This window comes from Bifidobacterium sp. WK012_4_13 (assembly GCF_041080835.1).
GTDB lineage: Bacteria > Actinomycetota > Actinomycetes > Actinomycetales > Bifidobacteriaceae > Bombiscardovia > Bombiscardovia fermentum.
The window spans coordinates 2,194,548-2,209,384 of sequence record NZ_CP129683.1; the positions used below are offsets into that span (position 1 = coordinate 2,194,548).

The window sequence follows — 14,837 nt, forward strand, 5'->3', positions numbered from 1 at the left end:
CGTGCCATGACGTCGTTTGGACCGTTTGGACCGTTTGGAGCGGTTGGGCGGTTCGGGCCAGCCTGGCTGGAATCCGTCGTATGAGACCGAGAGGAAGCAAGCCGTTCACTGTGCATCCAAGAGCTGCTCGGCGGTCCACCTGTCTGTGGCAAGTGCCGATATCAGCCTTCCCAGGAGACATGCCCGTATTGCAGGCACCTTGATCGCTCCCCAGGCTATTCCTATGACAAGAGGTATTCTCTGCAGCCTTTCGAAATCTATTGAAATCGTCCTTTCGCATAGGCTTGTCTGCACGTGTCTGCCCAAAGCGTCGATATGATGTCCACAGATGTGGCCGACAGCTCCCTTGCTGACTATTTCCTCAAGAATCTCTGGAGTGACGTACGAATCGAATATATGGCCCAACCTCATCTTCGAAACGGCGCCCACTCCGACCAGGGCTATGTCCGCGCCGCCGCCGAGTGTCAACGTGGCTGCGATCTGGCCCTCTTCCCTCATCGCCCTGGTCACTCCTGCGTTGGACAGGATCATCGGAACGGGAAGCTGGGTGAATGTCCCTCCCAGTCGCTGAGCGAGCAGCCTGCATATTTCCGGAGAATCCGTCAGAGCATTTCGCGGCGACAGAGAACCGATCATCTGTGTGACGTTTGTTTTCGGCCAATCCTGCAGCGGCACCTCATGAACGGTCGAGGCGACTGCATTTCCATTGGAGACAGTCACCAGCGAGTCAGGCAGCATATGCTCGGTGAACAGCGAAGCCGCGCATTGGGAGACGACCCTGGTGGGGTCCTCTCCGGGACGTGGTTCGCCCACTCTCGCATATTTCAGCCCGAAACGCTTGACAAGGTCCTTTTCCAAGGCTTCCAGACGCTCAATGGGATGGTTGATCTCGATGTGCACCATGTTGCGATCTCGTGATTCCTTCAGCAGCCGGGCGATCGACGGCCTCGAATATCCGAATTCCTTCGCGATCTCACTCTGGGTGTGAGATTCGAGATAATAGCTCCGTGCAATCCTCAAGACAAGGTCGATGTGCTTGCGAGAGGTGGAGGAGACCAGAGAATCATCTTTGACAAACATATGTTCATGTTATGCCTTTTCACTCAAGGTCAACAACCGGTATCCATAGAGAGAAAGGGCATGTTTTAAGGGAATCGTCAAAAGGAGGTCCAGAGGAATGGTACTTCTGCAAACATTTGTTCATCCACGACATTGCATGCTGCTCGTGTTCGGCATAGCTTCGAAACTGACATGGCCCAGAGAGCATAATCGCTTTGGGGAATAACAACAAAGGAGTTTGTAATGTCGTTTGCACGCACCATTTTTGGCGATGTCGATCCCGAAACACTCGGAGTAGTGAACAGTCACGATCATCTGATCCGCGTCGGAGCAGGTGAGGTCTATCTGGACAAGGACCATCAGCTCGATTCCGTGGAGAAGGCCGAGGAAGAGGCTGGCTACTTCGCGAAGGCTTCCCTGAACTGGAGCAAGAATGGCGGAACCGTCGTAGACATGTGCCCGATCAACTGTGGGCGCTGCCCTGACAAGCTCGCCGAGGTTGGCAGGAACGTCGACAATCTGCAGATCATCGCCGCGACCGGGTTCCATCGCGAGCATGTCTATCTCGAAACCCAGTCGCACTGGATCAACCGCTATCCAGTCGAGAAGATTGCAGATCTCGTCATCGCAGACATCGAGCAAGGCATTGACAGGAATGACTACAGCGGTCCGATCGTGGAAAGAAGCCAATACAAGGCAGGAGTCATCAAGATCGGCACGGCCTATGGAATGATCACGCCATTCGAGCACAAATGCATGGAGGCTGCGGCCAAGGCATCCCTGGCCACGGGAGCGCCGATAAACACACATACCACATATGGGACCTGCGGACTGGAACAGGCGAAGACCCTGATCGAGCTGGGAGTCCCTGCGGACAGGATATCGATCGGTCACATTCAGCGAAATGCCGACGTCTACTACCTTGAACAGATCCTTGACCTCGGCGTCTATCTCGAAATCGATGGCACGAATCGAATCAAGTATCAGCCTGATTCGAATAGAATCGTCGAGCTTGCCGCCTTCAAGAAGGATGGCTTCGAAGACAGGATTCTGTTGGGAACGGATTCCGGAAAGCGTTCGTACCAAAAGGCATATGGCTCCGTTTCCGGCGTTGACTACAATCCTGCCGTCGATGGTCCGAGAATGCTTGACGAAGGCTTCGATCCGAAATATGTCGACAAGCTTCTGATGAAGAATGCACAGAACTTCTTTACTTTCAGGAATGAGCAATGATTGCGATGTCAGAAAACAAGCTTGATCGTCCGGAACTTCAGATTGCCCTCGACACCTTTGATATGCCGAGTGCCTTGAGACCGCTCAACGCAGCGGTGAGCAAGGTGGACGTCGTCGAGTGCGGCACCGTCCTGATCATTGCGGAGGGTCTCAAGGCGGTCAGAGAGGTCCGAGCGCTCTATCCGAACAAGACGATTCTTGCGGACGTGCGCATTGCGGAGGCGGGTGCCGTCATCTCGCGCGCATGCTTCGAAGCAGGTGCAAACTGGGTTTCCGTGGTCGCAGGTGCGAGCCTGACGACTGTCGAACAGGTCGTGAAGGTCGCCAGGGAGTTCTCCGGTGAAGTGCAGATTGAACTCGGAGAGCATTACGACGCGAATCAGGCTCGCAGATGGCGTGAAATCGGTGCTACCCAGGTCATCGTGCATCGTTCGCGGGATGCAGAGGCAGCCGGCAAGCTTACCTGGGGCAAGGACGACATCGACAGAATCCGCGAATTGCATGGCATGGGCTTCAAGGTCACCATAACCGGTGGCATCAAGGTCGCTGACATCCCATTGTTCGCTGGCGTTCCGGTGGGGGTGATCATCTCTGGCCGGGGAATCGTCCAGGCCAAGGATCCTTTGACTGCTGCCACTGAGCTTCGGGATACCATCGAGAAAGTGTGGCCACAATGAGCGGCTCCGTCACCCTCGGCATCTATGAGAAGGCTCTGGTGCATATGGATGACTGGGGCAGGATGCTTCGGCAGGTCCGCCAGGCTGGCTTCGCCTTCATGGATCTTTCGGTCGATGAGAGTCCCGAAAGAATGTCAAGGCTTGATTGGGATGCTCGGCAACGCCGTGAATTCGCGAATGCGGCCACGGATGAAGGCGTCCAGATCGGCGGCATGTGCCTGAGCTGCCATCGCAAGGTTGGCCCAGGATCAGCCGATGCACCGACGCGAGCGCAGGCCGTCGATATCTTCCACAAGGCGATCGACCTCTGCTTCGACACCCATATCCCCGTGATTCAGGTTGCCGGGTACTACGCATACTATGAGCAGCCCGATTCCGGCCAGCGTGAACGTTACGTGCAGTCGCTTGCGAATGCGGCTCAGTACGCCGCGCAGGCTGGGGTCATGCTGGGAATCGAAAACGTCGATGGCAACGATGTGACTTCCATCACCAAGGGATTGAGCATCTGCGATGAAATACATTCGGCATGGTTGACCATGTATCCTGACATTGGCAATCTTGCCGAACAACGGCTGAATACCGTTCAGGAGCTTCGAGCCGCATCTGGAAGGATGCTGGCCATACATGTCAAGGATGTGCTTCCAGGCAGGCCGAGAAGAATTCCGATGGGGACTGGGACCGCCGACTTCCCTGCGGCCTTCGAGGAGCTTGCTCGGCAGAATTGGTCGGGACGCATGATGCTGGAAATGTGGAACGATGATTCGCCTGATTCGATTCAGGTGTGCGCGAGCTCTCGTGAGAAGGTTCAGCATTGGCTCAGCGACGCCAATATCGAAGTGGTCCAGCGGCAATAGGATTCATGGGGCTCGATTCGCTTTCACCTGGCTCCGGCGATGCGGGGCAGCAGACGCGAAGGACGGATAGGGCAAGTCTGTGCGGTTCGCCGCCTCTGGGTCAGCGCTTGACGGCACGGCGATCGGCAGTGCGGCTCGTGGACGATGCGCATCATCGTCGCGAGTCGCCTGACTCGCATGCTCGGGCAAGCATCCCTTCGCTCGGGGAAGTCCATGCCGATGCGGTTCGGTGCCATTGCCATGCGCGTCGCAAGAATGGCTGCCCGGTCGTTGATTCGTACATGATTCATGCATGAATCAACGATGATTCAATATTCGAAATGTAAATACAAGGATGTAAACACAGGAATGTTAAACACAGGAATGTTAAACACAGGAATGTTAAACACAGGAATGTTAAACACAAGGAAGTGTGATGATGAACAATCCAACCTTTGATCTTTCCACAATAGGAGAGGGACAGATTCGTCTGACAGTCAACAGGGGTGAGCGTCTGATGAGCGCGCGCTCCGTTCGGATGAATCCGGCATGCTCCGAGGCCAATGTCGCCGGACTCCTCTCTCAGCTTGGCCGCAAGACCCAGTGGTCCTCGTCCCTCCCGGACGGAGACTTGGGCGAATACGTACTGAGCGAATACCGTTCGGTCGGCGTCAACATGGATGCCATGATTCGCAAGCCGGGCGGCAGGATGGCGCTGTATTTCATGGAGCCAGGAGAAGCACCGATGCCAGCCAACGTCATCTACGATCGCGAATGGACTCCCTTCCGTGCGACCGGAATAGAGGAGTATGACTGGGACACCATATTCGATACGAAGATTCTCTTCCTAACCGGCATTACCGCGGCTCTGACCGACACCACCGCGCAGGTGGTCCGATACGCTGCCGATGAGGCGCATAAGCGCGGAATCGACATCGTTCTTGATGTGAATTTCCGCAGCAAGCTATGGGATGGGGAACATGCCCGCAGGGTTCTCGAACCGATTGCCAAGATGGCAAAGGTGCTGTTCTGCTCAATTTCAGATGCCAGGAAGGTCTTTGGAATCGAAGGGTCGGCTCCCGACGTATGCAAGGCGATCCGAGCCCGATTTGGAAACGAATATGTCGTATCCACGAATCATCTTGACGGACCCTATCTCTGTGGGCCCAATGGCTTCACCTCATACGTGACCACGCCCGTGCCGATAGTCGATCGTCCTGGAGCCGGAGACTCCTTCGTGTCCGCGACGATTCATGGATATCTTTCCGGAGACATCAAGCAGGGTGTGGCTTGGGGTCAGAAGGCTTCCGAATTCGCGATCACCCATATGGGTGATCTGACTAGAATCAGGCCGGATGAGCTGCACATTCCCCTGGGCAGTGACATCAATCGATGACCGTTATCACAGCATATGCAAATATTCGACGCAATGAAAGAGTTCAAGGATGAATGATTCAACGAATGTCGGCCAGGGCACAATCGCCAGGACGGCATATGAGCAAATTGATGCACGACCGCTGACCGGTCATCAGAAAAGTCTGGTAGGGCTTGCAGTCGTAGGGAACATCTCGGAATTCTTCGACATGTTCCTCATCGGATTCGTGGTTTCCCTGCTCACCGACGCATGGAGCCTCACCGGAGTCGAAGCGGGCGTGATATTGGCCTGCTCCGGTCTTGGCACGGTGATCGGCTCCATCATGTGGGGAGGAATGTCCGACAGATATGGCAGAAAGCATGCGTTCCAATGGTGTGTGATCTGCTTCGTGGTGTTCACTGCTCTTTCGGTCTTCCTTCCGAACAGGGCATGGGTATTGCTGGCATTGTTGCGAGTCGGCGTGGGAATCGGGGTCGGCGGACTCAACATAACGTCAATCCCATATGTTCAGGAATTCGTGCCGACCAAGCAGAGGGGAGTCCTTGCAGGCTTGGCTTCCGTCTTCATTCCCCTTGGATTGCTTCTTGGGTCGATTTCTCAAAGCCTGGTTGGCGATAACTGGAGACTGCTCATCGCTCTAGGCGTGTTGCCGGTATTCCTGCTGTTCTGGTTGAGGACGGTTCCCGAGTCTCCCCGCTTCTATCAGACGAAGGGACAGGACGATCAGGCCCGAGCGTCATTGGCCTGGGCGCTGGAGATTGAGCCGAATGAGGTTGGCAGCCTGCCAGAGATGAAGGTCGTGAAGAAGGCAAGCTATCGTCTGCTGTTCTCCTCGCATATGAAGCCGCTCGTGATCATCTCTCTGGGATCGTTCTGCTTCATTCTCGGCAGCTTCGCAATCCAGTCATGGGGCCAGACCTTGATGAAGGATGCATTCGGATTCTCAACACAGATGGTCGCATATCTCTTCATGGGGGTTTCGGTCGCAGACTGCATCGGTCGCTTTGGATCCGCATGGCTTGCAGACAGGATAGGGCGCCGTTGGACCATGTTCAGCTTTGGCATCATCGGTGCCGTTGGATGCTTCTATGCGTCGTTCTTCCACAATTCGGGCTGGCAGTTCTACGTCGCCATCCTTATCATCATGACGTTTGCCGATGGCGTCTTCGGAATACTGAACGCATTCGGAGGCGAGCAGTTCTCGAACGATGTCCGTTCGACTGGACTTGGACTTGGATACGGCATTGGCGCGATAGCCAAGATCGTCGGGCCTGCATTCATGGGCATCCTTGTCGGCGGAAGCTTCGTCGCTCAGCACATAGACATTTCGGTCATCACCACGGCATTCACCTTCTTTGGCGTATGCCTCGTCATTGGGGCGATAACGTATCTGTTCGCGCAGGAGACCAAGGGAAAGAAACTGGAGAACCTCTAGTCGATATCGATGGATGCAAATCAATGCCGGCGAAGTCGCCGGCTGGATTGGAGAATGAACATGACTTCTTTGCAGGATTATTCTGAGGAAGTGCGCGCCGAGGTGAAGCAGGTTCGCGAGACTGTCGCGACCTTGCACCGACAGCTGATTCAGTGGAACCTGGTCGTATGGACCGCTGGCAATGTTTCGCAGCGGCTTCATTCTGCGGACCTGATGGTGATCAAACCATCTGGGGTTCGATATGAATACCTCACGCCCCAGTCCATGGTCGTGACCGATCTGGACGGAAATCTGGTCGATGGCGCCGAGGCTCCCTCGTCGGATACGGCATCGCACGCCTATGTCTATCGGCATATGCCGAATGTGTTCGGAGTCGTTCACACACATTCGACCTATGCCACGGCATGGGCGGCGACAGGGAGGAACATCCCCTGCGCGTTGACGATGATGGGCGATGAATTCGGAGGCCCTGTGCCGGTGGGGCCATTCTGTCTCATCGGTTCGGAGGAGATAGGCAAGGGAGTCGTTGAGACTCTCAAGAAATATCCGTTCTCCCCGGCGGTTCTCATGAAGAATCATGGGCCCTTCTGCATTGGAAAGGATGCCGAATCCGCAGTGAAGGCCGCTGCAATGACAGAAGAGGTCGCGCATACGGTCTGGGCGGCGGAGCAGGTTGGAACCCCGATCGAGATTCAGCAGAAGGACATCGAAAGACTCAATGACCGCTATCAGCATGTGTACGGGCAGAATTAGGGAAGTGCAATCAGTCATCGGATGAGTTGATGAGCTGGTAGGTTGCTTGCTTGCTTGATTGGTAGCTTGGCTGGTATCTTGGTGAAATTGGGATTGGGCTATGAAGGCCGTCGCAAGGCGGCTGTCATAGCCCATTTTCTTTGCGGTGAGTGATTCTGCGTCTGCGATCTCTCCACGTTGACGAACCGTAATGTTTCCAGCATGGCCGACATGGGTTGCGATGCTCCAGTCCTGCTGGAATTGTCCTCAAATCAGTGAAATCTTGAACGCTATGCATCGAGATTGCAAGTTTTTGGCACTTGTCAATGTATAGATGCCTGAAAAACGCATGACTGCAACCGTCATTTCGGCGAATTTGCCCCGTTATACTTTCGCAAGTGCCAAAAACTTGCATTCTCGGCATATTTTACGAAACGCTGACCGGATCCGCATGCCATTGTGCGGTTGCGCGTGATGCTTGGCCTGCTGAATCGGCCAATCCGCACGTCTTGCCACGCAGGCTGCGATATGACGGGATTCAAACGGCGCGAAAGTTCGGTCCATCCCCTTGGTCTCACATGCCTCGATAGGGAGCGGATGAGTGGCGCAAGAAGAATGCCATCTCAACCGAGCATTGAATGAACGTGCCTATCGAGAGCCTTGAGCATTATCGATGACTGGTCTGAAGCGACTCCGAGCTTGAGAAATCGCCGAGTCGCTTCGAAAGCGTGCTGCGATGTTCAATCGTGAACGGTGCCTGACCGACGGGGGATGGCGCGCTCTCGCCGTCGGACTCTGTGCCGCTTTCCCCAGTGACCTCCTCATACAGTCGCGAAAGACGTTCTGCGCGTTCTGACTTTGTCAGCTCGCATTCCCACACCACGATGACATGCCACCCAAGTGTGGTCAGTTCCTCCTCTTCCCTCGCATCCCGGGCACGATTGCGGAGGAACTTCGCGGTCCAGAATTCCACGTTCGTCTTTGGGACTGTGGCATGCCTGCATCCTTCGTGCCGATGCCAGAAGCAGCCGTTGACGAAGATCGCAACATGGTATTTCGGCAGGATCACGTCGGGCTTGCCTGGATATCTGGGGTCATTCTTCCGGAATCTGAGCCCGCGCGAGAATAGATATCTGCGCACCAGAATCTCGGGCTTGGTGTCGCGCCCACGTATCCTGGACATGATGTAGCTGCGGGATCCTCGTGGGAACTTGCCCTGCGACTCTGTCGAGTCCTTATTCGTCATGTACCTCATGGTATGTCGTGGGCGGATCCTCCTGCATGAAAATCGCGCAGGGGACGTATGTCAAGGCGTCTGCTCTGGACAGATGCCGCATCGCGCTGCTGTTCGAGCGCGGACGTTCTGCCGCACGACTGTGCCGCACGACTGTGCTTCATGACTCTGCCGCACAACCGTGCTTCATGACTGCGTTGCACAACTGTGCCGCGCAACTCTTCTGCACAACTGTGCCGCTGTGAGCTGAATGGCTGCTCATTCAGGTCTCTTCCGTTGACAAACCGTGTCACCGGATGCATGATTACCGTGGATAACATATGTCACTGGATAAGGTCTATCTGCAATGAAAATGAAGAAAAGTCTGGAACAGGCTGCCTGCGTGCTACTGCTGCTTTCGCTCCAAAAGGGGCATAAGCCCGTCAAGAGCGCCGTCATCAGTCGTCGGCTTGATGTGTCAGCCTCATATCTGAAGAAGATCGTTCCGCATCTGGTCTCGGAGGGGCTTGTCACTTCCGATGCAAGCAAGGATGGCGGCTATGCGCTCTCGCGCTCCATTGACGACATCACGATGCTTGACGTGTTCTATGCGATCGAAGGGCATGGGCATTTCTATGAGCTCTCGCATTTCGCACAGAAGATCTTTCACAGTGGCGACCGAGTGATGCAGAGCGAGCACGAGATCATGGATGTCATGTCTCGGGCGGAGCGGTTGTTTCTTGACGAGTTGAGCAGATACCCGCTTTCGAGGGCGCTTGAGGGAATCGACTACGTGAACGGAACCGTTGACTGGAGCGAGATCACCACGAACCGGCATATATGCCCGCCGTGCAAGGAGGCCAGCAATGAAGAACGCTAAGACGATGGGTCGCAGATTTGCGATATTGGTCATTGCTGCGGTCAGTCTGATTCCAGCCCTATACAATCTCATCTTCCTCAGTTCCATGTGGGATCCGTATGGAAACGTCGCGAATCTCCCGGTTGCGGTCGTCAACCAGGATCGGACCGCAACGGTCTCGGGAAAGTCGCTGGCGCTTGGCAATCAGATCGTCGCATCCTTGAAGAAGCAGAAGGGCCTGGACTATCATTTCGTCTCCGCGCGGCAGGCGACGAGCGGTCTGGCGAATGGTGACTATTACATGGTGGTCACGCTGCCTGACAGTCTTTCCAAGGATGCGGGAACGCTTCTGGGAGACAATCCAACGACGCCGACCGTCCGATATTCCATTTCGGAAGGCCATAACTTCACGGCATCCAAGATGGTTACCAGCGCGGCGAACGCCTTGAAAAGCAGCGTCGCTGAACAGGTGACCCAGATCTATGTCAGAACCTTGCTCACGCAGTTCTCCAACACCGGCAAGGCCTTCACGACCGCCAACGATGCGACGGTGGAGCTTCATGACGGAACCGTGCAGATCGCCAAGGGGACTGACAAGCTCTCGACCAATCTGCTGAAGCTCTCCAAGGGAGCGGTCGAGTTCTCGAATGGCGCTGACACGCTCAAGGTCGGCGTATCGACATACACGCAGGCAGTGTCCAAGGTCAATGAGGGCGTCGGCAAGCTGCAGTCGGGCAGTGCGGCACTGTCGAATGGTGCGGGACAGCTCACGGCGAAGGGCTCCGAGCTCGTCTCTGGGCTTTCGACGCTGTCGTCCTCCAGCAAGAGCGGTGCGCAGAAGCTCGAGTCCGCCAACGCAAGCCTCACCGCGGGAATGCAGACATTGTCATCGTCGCTCACACTCAGTGATGCCCAGACGAAGCAGATGCAGCAGTTGACCACTGGTCTGCCGAAGCTGAATGCTGCGATCCAGCAATTGAATGCTGCCATTCAGAAGATCGACATGGGTTCTCAGATTGCACCAGCCGTCACGGCAAGCCAGACGGTTCAGAACCTCGCCTCAACGATGCAGAGCCAACTCAACGCACTCATTGCAGCGCAGGAAACGGCCGCGGCGAGCAATCTCAACGGTACGGAAGCATACAAGCAGCTGAGCTCCGCCCAACAGCAGGAGATTCTTTCCGCTGTCAACGCAGGCATTGAGTCTGGCGACGGTAAGACTGTCTCGGTAACAACTCTCAGCCAGGAAATGAACGGTCTTGTGAGCGGATCAACTCAGCTGCATGATGAGCTGCAGAAGGCAAGCGATACGGCTACGCAAAGCATGGCCACCCTGCAATCCGGCTCGCAGCAGATAGCCACGCAATCCGCTCAGGCCCTGCCTGGATCAGCGCAGGCCATCACCAGCCTGTCGAATGGTCTGGCACAGGCCAAGCAGGGCGTTGATGGCAAGCTGATTCCCGGTTCGCAGCAGCTCGGCGCAGGGATCCAGACCTACGGCTCGGCAGTTTCCAACGGCGCGAGCACCCTCGCGAAGGGTTCGAAGACCTATGTCAACGGGGTGGGGACGCTCGGTTCGGGTATCAGCACTCTCGGTTCGGGCATCTCGACGCTCGGCCAGGGCACGGTGACGCTCTCAGCTCAGGGGAGCAAGCTGGTCACGGGAACGCAGCAGCTTGCAACGGCGTCGAACACCATCACCCAGGGTTCGCAGCAGCTCGCAACCGGCGAAGGCACGGTGTCGAAGGCGTTGACCAAGGTCACGTCCGGCCTGTCCTCAATGTCAGGGAAATTCAAGGGAGCGTCAGACGCAATCGGTGCCATCAATACTTCGGACAAGGCTGCGAAGGCCGTGTCCGCACCGGTGAATCTCAAGCAGAAGGAAACCGCCGCCGTGCCCAACAATGGCACCGCGATGGCGCCCTACATGATGTCAGTGGCTCTATTCGTCGGAGCTCTTGCCTTCAACATGATGTTCGAGGCCGGCGTCCCACGGTATCGTCCGCGCTCAGGATTCCACTGGTGGATGCAGAAGATGCCGACCTTCCTTGGGGTTTCCATCGCCCAGGCGACCTTCGTGTTCGCAGCGGTGATGCTTCTCGGCCTGAATCCTCTCCATCCCGCTAACGTCCTGCTGCTCCTGATTTTCGAGGCATTGACATATATGTCATTGATCACCTTCTTCAACGTGCTTTTTGGCAAGGTGGGAGCATTCCTGATGCTGCTATTCCTCATGCTTCAGCTGGCAGGATCGGGAGGAACCTATCCCATCGTGCTGTCCAATGGCTTCTACAAGGCAATAAACCCATGGCTGCCGATGACCCGTGCGATTGACGGACTTCGACAGGCAATTTCCATAGGAGGCGGCATCGGGAGCCAACTGTCATTGTTCATCGTCTTGAGCGTCATCACCAACATCCTCATACTGATAATCTTCGCCATTCGACGCCGGAAGATTCTCGTTGACCCGAGCTCATCGCGAATTCCTGGAAGTGACGGAGCTGCGGGCACGACGAAGCGCAGCGTCACACAGGCCGTTCAGGCATAGGCACGAACGTCATCATCACCATCACCATCACCATAAAGGAGAGCAACAATGAAGGTAGTCATCATCGGCGCGACTGGGAATGTGGGATCGCGAACCATGAACTATGCAGTTCGCGCAGGGCATGAGGTCACCGCATATGTTCGCAGGCCAGAAGCCGTGGCTGCGAGCAGGGGAATCAGGATCGTCAAGGGAAACGCGGAGGACACCACCGCGCTCGCCGAGGCGGCCAAAGGCTCAGAAGCGATCGTCGTTGCGATAACGGGCGCTGTCACAGATGCCTCGTTCATGCAGCGCAACATTCCATCGATAGTCAAGGCCGCGAAGGCCGCACATATCAGGCGCGTCATACTGGTATCCGCATTCGGTGCGGGTGACACTGCCGACAAGGCGGCGTGGTTCATGAAGCTCGCATACCGAACGGTGCTGGGCAAGTTCTTCCGAGACAAGGCAGCCGCAGATGCCATCTTGGAGCAATCCGGTCTGGACTACACGATCGTCTATCCGGTGAATCTCAAGGATGCGCCAGCGAGTTTCAAGGTGACTGCGAAGCCGCTTGCAGAAGTCGCGAAGGTTCCAGGTATGCCAACCCTTCCCTTTGACAGTGTCGCGCAGGAGATCGTCGCGATTCTTTCCGATCCTCATACCATCGGACAGCGCATCCTCATCACCACAGCAAGGGGTTGGACGCCCAAGCAATGAAGGTGCTCCATCTGGAACCGCTTCGGTGGCGCGTCTTTGCCCATGGCAGGCTTGCGTTTCTTCCTTGTGGATTTGAGTCCATATGATGCGGTGTCCGGCGTTGTCTGGCATGTCTCGACTCATGGTCTCTGCGGGTGAGGCGTTGTGGGGGAGGCGTGGAAAATGGTGACTGCGCTAGCTTTCGTCGAGCGAGTCTTCGTCGATGCCTAGCTGGCTCGCGAACCAGCGTTTTCCTGTTGCGGTGACGCGCAGCGCCCTTCTTGGCGTATCTCGGCGTATGACGCTGAGGTCCATGAGATGAGAGCATAATGCGCTTCCGGCGCTGCCGCCGATATGCATGCGCCGTTCGGTCCAGTCAAGGCATCCCTTGATGCGTGGGGTCTTGCGCAGCTGAGACTCCGGCATGCCGTTGTTGGCGAACCAGAGCGTGCCCTTGTCTGTCAGGCGGATTGAATCGTCTCGAAGGTCAATGAGTCCACGGGTCTGCATTGCGGCGGTGATGAGGATCGCCAGGTGCCCGGCAATGTGGTTGTAGCAGGTTCGGGCGTATCGGAGCCGCTGGTCGGCTCGAACCTGCCGGTATCCGATTGCCTGCGTCTGTCTGGCTTGTGCCACGGTTCCCATGAATTCGACGATCTGTGCCGTATGCTCGTCGCAGAGTTTGACATAGCGGTGTCTGCCCTGCTGCATGCGTACGATCAGATGCGACTCTTCCAGCTTGGAAAGGCATGACGTCATCGCCTGGGGACTGACTCCCATCTGCCTTGCCAGCTCGCTCGCCGTCCAGGCGCAGCCATCCATGAGCGCTGCGCAGACATTCGCGCGGGTGGGATCGGCAAGGGTCGAAGCCAGGCGGGCGATGTCGCTTCCAGTATCGAATGTGCACACGGATATCTAGGTTACATCGTCGAAGCTTCCATATGGATGGAACCGTTCGCATGCGATGCTTGTTCCATGAACATGAACATGAAATCATCAACCACTCATATCAATGTACGGCCCGGCGTTCTCTATTATGGCAATACTGTCGTCCTGCTGAGCACCACGAATCCCGACGGCTCGACGAACATCGCTCCGATGAGCAGTTCGTGGGCGTTGGGTGACACGATCGTTCTTGGCATGGGCCTTGGCAGTCGCACGGCTGAGAACCTTGCCGCAAGAGGGGAGGCTGTGCTCAATCTGCCTGGACCGGAACTCTTCAGGCAGGTCGAGCGGCTCGGAGACATGACCGGAGTCGAGCATGCGCGCAGCCAGCATGGGCATGGCAGCATGCGTGTGACGGACAAGTTCGCTGCGGTGGGACTCACCCCAGAACCGAGCGAGCATGTCTCATGCGATGGCATTCGCGAATGCAGGCTTCAGATAGAGGTGAAAGTGGTCCACTGCGAGCAGGACGCGGGGCAAGATTTCCTCGTCGTCCAGGCGCATGTGCTGCAGGTGCATGCCGACCCGGCGATCGTGGTGGCGGGCACATCGCATATCGATCCGACCGCTTGGAAGCCGCTGATATACAATTTCCGCCACTATCACACGCTCGCGCCTCAGATTGGCGAAAGCGCAATCACCGAGACACCCACGCCAGTGCAATGAAGGATTCGCACATAAGCGATCTATGGCTGCATGCCGGTTGGTGCGTCTGGTGTCAGAGGTCGCTGCGGAAGTGGTGGGAACTGATGTGGAAGTCGTTGTCCATGTAGAATCTGTGTGCCGCGAATCGTTGCACGCCTGAGTCGAGGTCGATGGCGTGGGCTCCCAGTTCGATTGCGCGTCGCCTGAGCTCGTCGATGAATAGGTGGCCATAGTGCTGTGAGCGTCGTGAGGCATCGACGCATAGATCGTCAACGTAGAGCACCCGCATGAGATGCGTGTTGGCGAATAGTCGCCATCCAGCAATGGCGACACAGGTCTGACCATCAAACATTGCGGTGAATCTCAGGCCCTGGGGCGTTCCTTCGTCCATGACTGTCCACAGTTCTTCGCGTGTGAGGTTGTCACGCAGCTGAATCAGTATTGCGAACGCCTGATCCCATGATGGGTCGTCGGACCCTTGCATGTCGTGAAATGAGACGTCGCTCATTGATGATTCCCCTTAACGATTTTCGCCTGTGTTGCAAGCAAATGCTAGCACGATGCGCTCATGAGAACGTTCTTGGCGTCAAATCCATGTGGGAGAG

At 56.2% G+C, this 14,837-nt stretch carries 13 protein-coding genes and 1 pseudogene; 10 read left to right on the top strand and 4 right to left on the bottom strand.

Translation table 11 applies throughout. The features are described from left to right. Positions 1 to 105 precede the first annotated feature (105 nt). The gene (locus QN062_RS08915; RefSeq protein ID WP_369341450.1) at positions 106 to 1,080 is read right to left on the bottom strand and encodes a sugar-binding transcriptional regulator; all 975 of its coding nucleotides are present in this window, start codon (positions 1,078 to 1,080) and stop codon (positions 106 to 108) included. A gap of 222 nt (positions 1,081 to 1,302) precedes the next feature. Between QN062_RS08915 and QN062_RS08920 the strand changes: the two genes are divergently transcribed. The 6 genes from QN062_RS08920 (at position 1,303) to QN062_RS08945 (ending at position 7,365) form a co-directional block, all read left to right on the top strand. After that, the gene (locus tag QN062_RS08920; RefSeq protein ID WP_369341451.1) at positions 1,303 to 2,292 is read left to right on the top strand and encodes a phosphotriesterase; all 990 of its coding nucleotides are present in this window, start codon (positions 1,303 to 1,305) and stop codon (positions 2,290 to 2,292) included. Positions 2,293 to 2,297: 5 nt separating this feature from the next. Then, positions 2,298 to 2,969: a 3-keto-L-gulonate-6-phosphate decarboxylase UlaD gene (locus QN062_RS08925; protein WP_369341452.1), complete on the top strand. Its 672-nt coding sequence runs from the start codon at positions 2,298 to 2,300 to the stop codon at positions 2,967 to 2,969. Continuing rightward, positions 2,966 to 3,823, top strand: coding sequence for an L-ribulose-5-phosphate 3-epimerase (locus QN062_RS08930; RefSeq protein ID WP_369341453.1), 858 nt, complete (start codon positions 2,966 to 2,968; stop codon positions 3,821 to 3,823). Before QN062_RS08925 ends, QN062_RS08930 begins: the two co-directional genes overlap by 4 nt. Positions 3,824 to 4,238: 415 nt before the next feature. Continuing rightward, positions 4,239 to 5,198 (top strand): sugar kinase, encoded by a 960-nt coding sequence (locus QN062_RS08935; RefSeq protein WP_369341454.1) that lies wholly within the window; start codon positions 4,239 to 4,241, stop codon positions 5,196 to 5,198. A 49-nt stretch (positions 5,199 to 5,247) separates the two neighbouring features. After that, a complete protein-coding gene (locus tag QN062_RS08940; RefSeq protein WP_369341455.1) occupies positions 5,248 to 6,612 on the top strand; it encodes an MFS transporter in 1,365 nt (454 codons plus the stop codon). A 60-nt stretch (positions 6,613 to 6,672) separates the two neighbouring features. Continuing rightward, entirely contained in the window at positions 6,673 to 7,365 is a 693-nt protein-coding gene (locus QN062_RS08945) for an L-ribulose-5-phosphate 4-epimerase (protein ID WP_369341456.1), read from the top strand. Positions 7,366 to 8,119: 754 nt separating this feature from the next. Here the strand turns inward: QN062_RS08945 and QN062_RS08950 are convergent. After that, a pseudogene (locus tag QN062_RS08950) lies at positions 8,120 to 8,590 on the bottom strand (very short patch repair endonuclease); the annotation flags it as partial. A gap of 334 nt (positions 8,591 to 8,924) precedes the next feature. Here QN062_RS08950 and QN062_RS08955 point away from each other — a divergent pair. From QN062_RS08955 to QN062_RS08965, 3 genes are read left to right on the top strand one after another with little or no spacing between them, the layout of a single operon-like run. Beyond that, positions 8,925 to 9,437, top strand: coding sequence for an Rrf2 family transcriptional regulator (locus tag QN062_RS08955; RefSeq protein WP_369341457.1), 513 nt, complete (start codon positions 8,925 to 8,927; stop codon positions 9,435 to 9,437). Next, entirely contained in the window at positions 9,424 to 11,964 is a 2,541-nt protein-coding gene (locus QN062_RS08960) for a YhgE/Pip family protein (protein WP_369341458.1), read from the top strand. The genes QN062_RS08955 and QN062_RS08960 overlap by 14 nt, the downstream gene beginning before the upstream one ends. Before the next feature lie 48 nt (positions 11,965 to 12,012). Continuing rightward, positions 12,013 to 12,663, top strand: coding sequence for an NAD(P)-dependent oxidoreductase (locus tag QN062_RS08965; protein ID WP_369341459.1), 651 nt, complete (start codon positions 12,013 to 12,015; stop codon positions 12,661 to 12,663). 174 nt (positions 12,664 to 12,837) lie between these two features. On the opposite strand, the gene QN062_RS08970 is transcribed toward QN062_RS08965, so the two are convergent. Continuing rightward, the gene (locus QN062_RS08970) at positions 12,838 to 13,551 is read right to left on the bottom strand and encodes an ArsR/SmtB family transcription factor (RefSeq protein WP_369341460.1); all 714 of its coding nucleotides are present in this window, start codon (positions 13,549 to 13,551) and stop codon (positions 12,838 to 12,840) included. A 78-nt stretch (positions 13,552 to 13,629) separates the two neighbouring features. On the opposite strand from QN062_RS08970, the gene QN062_RS08975 reads away from it, so the two are divergent. After that, on the top strand, positions 13,630 to 14,253 hold the full coding sequence (locus QN062_RS08975; RefSeq protein WP_369341461.1) for a flavin reductase family protein: 624 nt from the start codon (positions 13,630 to 13,632) through the stop codon (positions 14,251 to 14,253). Positions 14,254 to 14,305: 52 nt separating this feature from the next. Here the strand turns inward: QN062_RS08975 and QN062_RS08980 are convergent, their stop codons facing one another. Next, the gene (locus tag QN062_RS08980; protein ID WP_369341462.1) at positions 14,306 to 14,740 is read right to left on the bottom strand and encodes a GNAT family N-acetyltransferase; all 435 of its coding nucleotides are present in this window, start codon (positions 14,738 to 14,740) and stop codon (positions 14,306 to 14,308) included. Positions 14,741 to 14,837 lie beyond the last annotated feature (97 nt).

Bases quoted from the DNA above. Each gene is read 5' to 3' on its own strand.
- QN062_RS08930 (WP_369341453.1), top strand. From the start codon at position 2,966: ATGAGCGGCTCCGTCACCCTCGGCATCTATGAGAAGGCTCTGGTGCAT.
- QN062_RS08965 (WP_369341459.1), top strand. From the start codon at position 12,013: ATGAAGGTAGTCATCATCGGCGCGACTGGGAATGTGGGATCGCGAACC.
- QN062_RS08915 (WP_369341450.1), bottom strand. From the start codon at position 1,080: ATGTTTGTCAAAGATGATTCTCTGGTCTCCTCCACCTCTCGCAAGCAC.
- QN062_RS08955 (WP_369341457.1), top strand. From the start codon at position 8,925: ATGAAAATGAAGAAAAGTCTGGAACAGGCTGCCTGCGTGCTACTGCTG.
- QN062_RS08935 (WP_369341454.1), top strand. From the start codon at position 4,239: ATGATGAACAATCCAACCTTTGATCTTTCCACAATAGGAGAGGGACAG.
- QN062_RS08980 (WP_369341462.1), bottom strand. From the start codon at position 14,740: ATGAGCGACGTCTCATTTCACGACATGCAAGGGTCCGACGACCCATCA.
- QN062_RS08925 (WP_369341452.1), top strand. From the start codon at position 2,298: ATGTCAGAAAACAAGCTTGATCGTCCGGAACTTCAGATTGCCCTCGAC.
- QN062_RS08940 (WP_369341455.1), top strand. From the start codon at position 5,248: ATGAATGATTCAACGAATGTCGGCCAGGGCACAATCGCCAGGACGGCA.
- QN062_RS08975 (WP_369341461.1), top strand. From the start codon at position 13,630: ATGAAATCATCAACCACTCATATCAATGTACGGCCCGGCGTTCTCTAT.
- QN062_RS08960 (WP_369341458.1), top strand. From the start codon at position 9,424: ATGAAGAACGCTAAGACGATGGGTCGCAGATTTGCGATATTGGTCATT.
- QN062_RS08945 (WP_369341456.1), top strand. From the start codon at position 6,673: ATGACTTCTTTGCAGGATTATTCTGAGGAAGTGCGCGCCGAGGTGAAG.
- QN062_RS08920 (WP_369341451.1), top strand. From the start codon at position 1,303: ATGTCGTTTGCACGCACCATTTTTGGCGATGTCGATCCCGAAACACTC.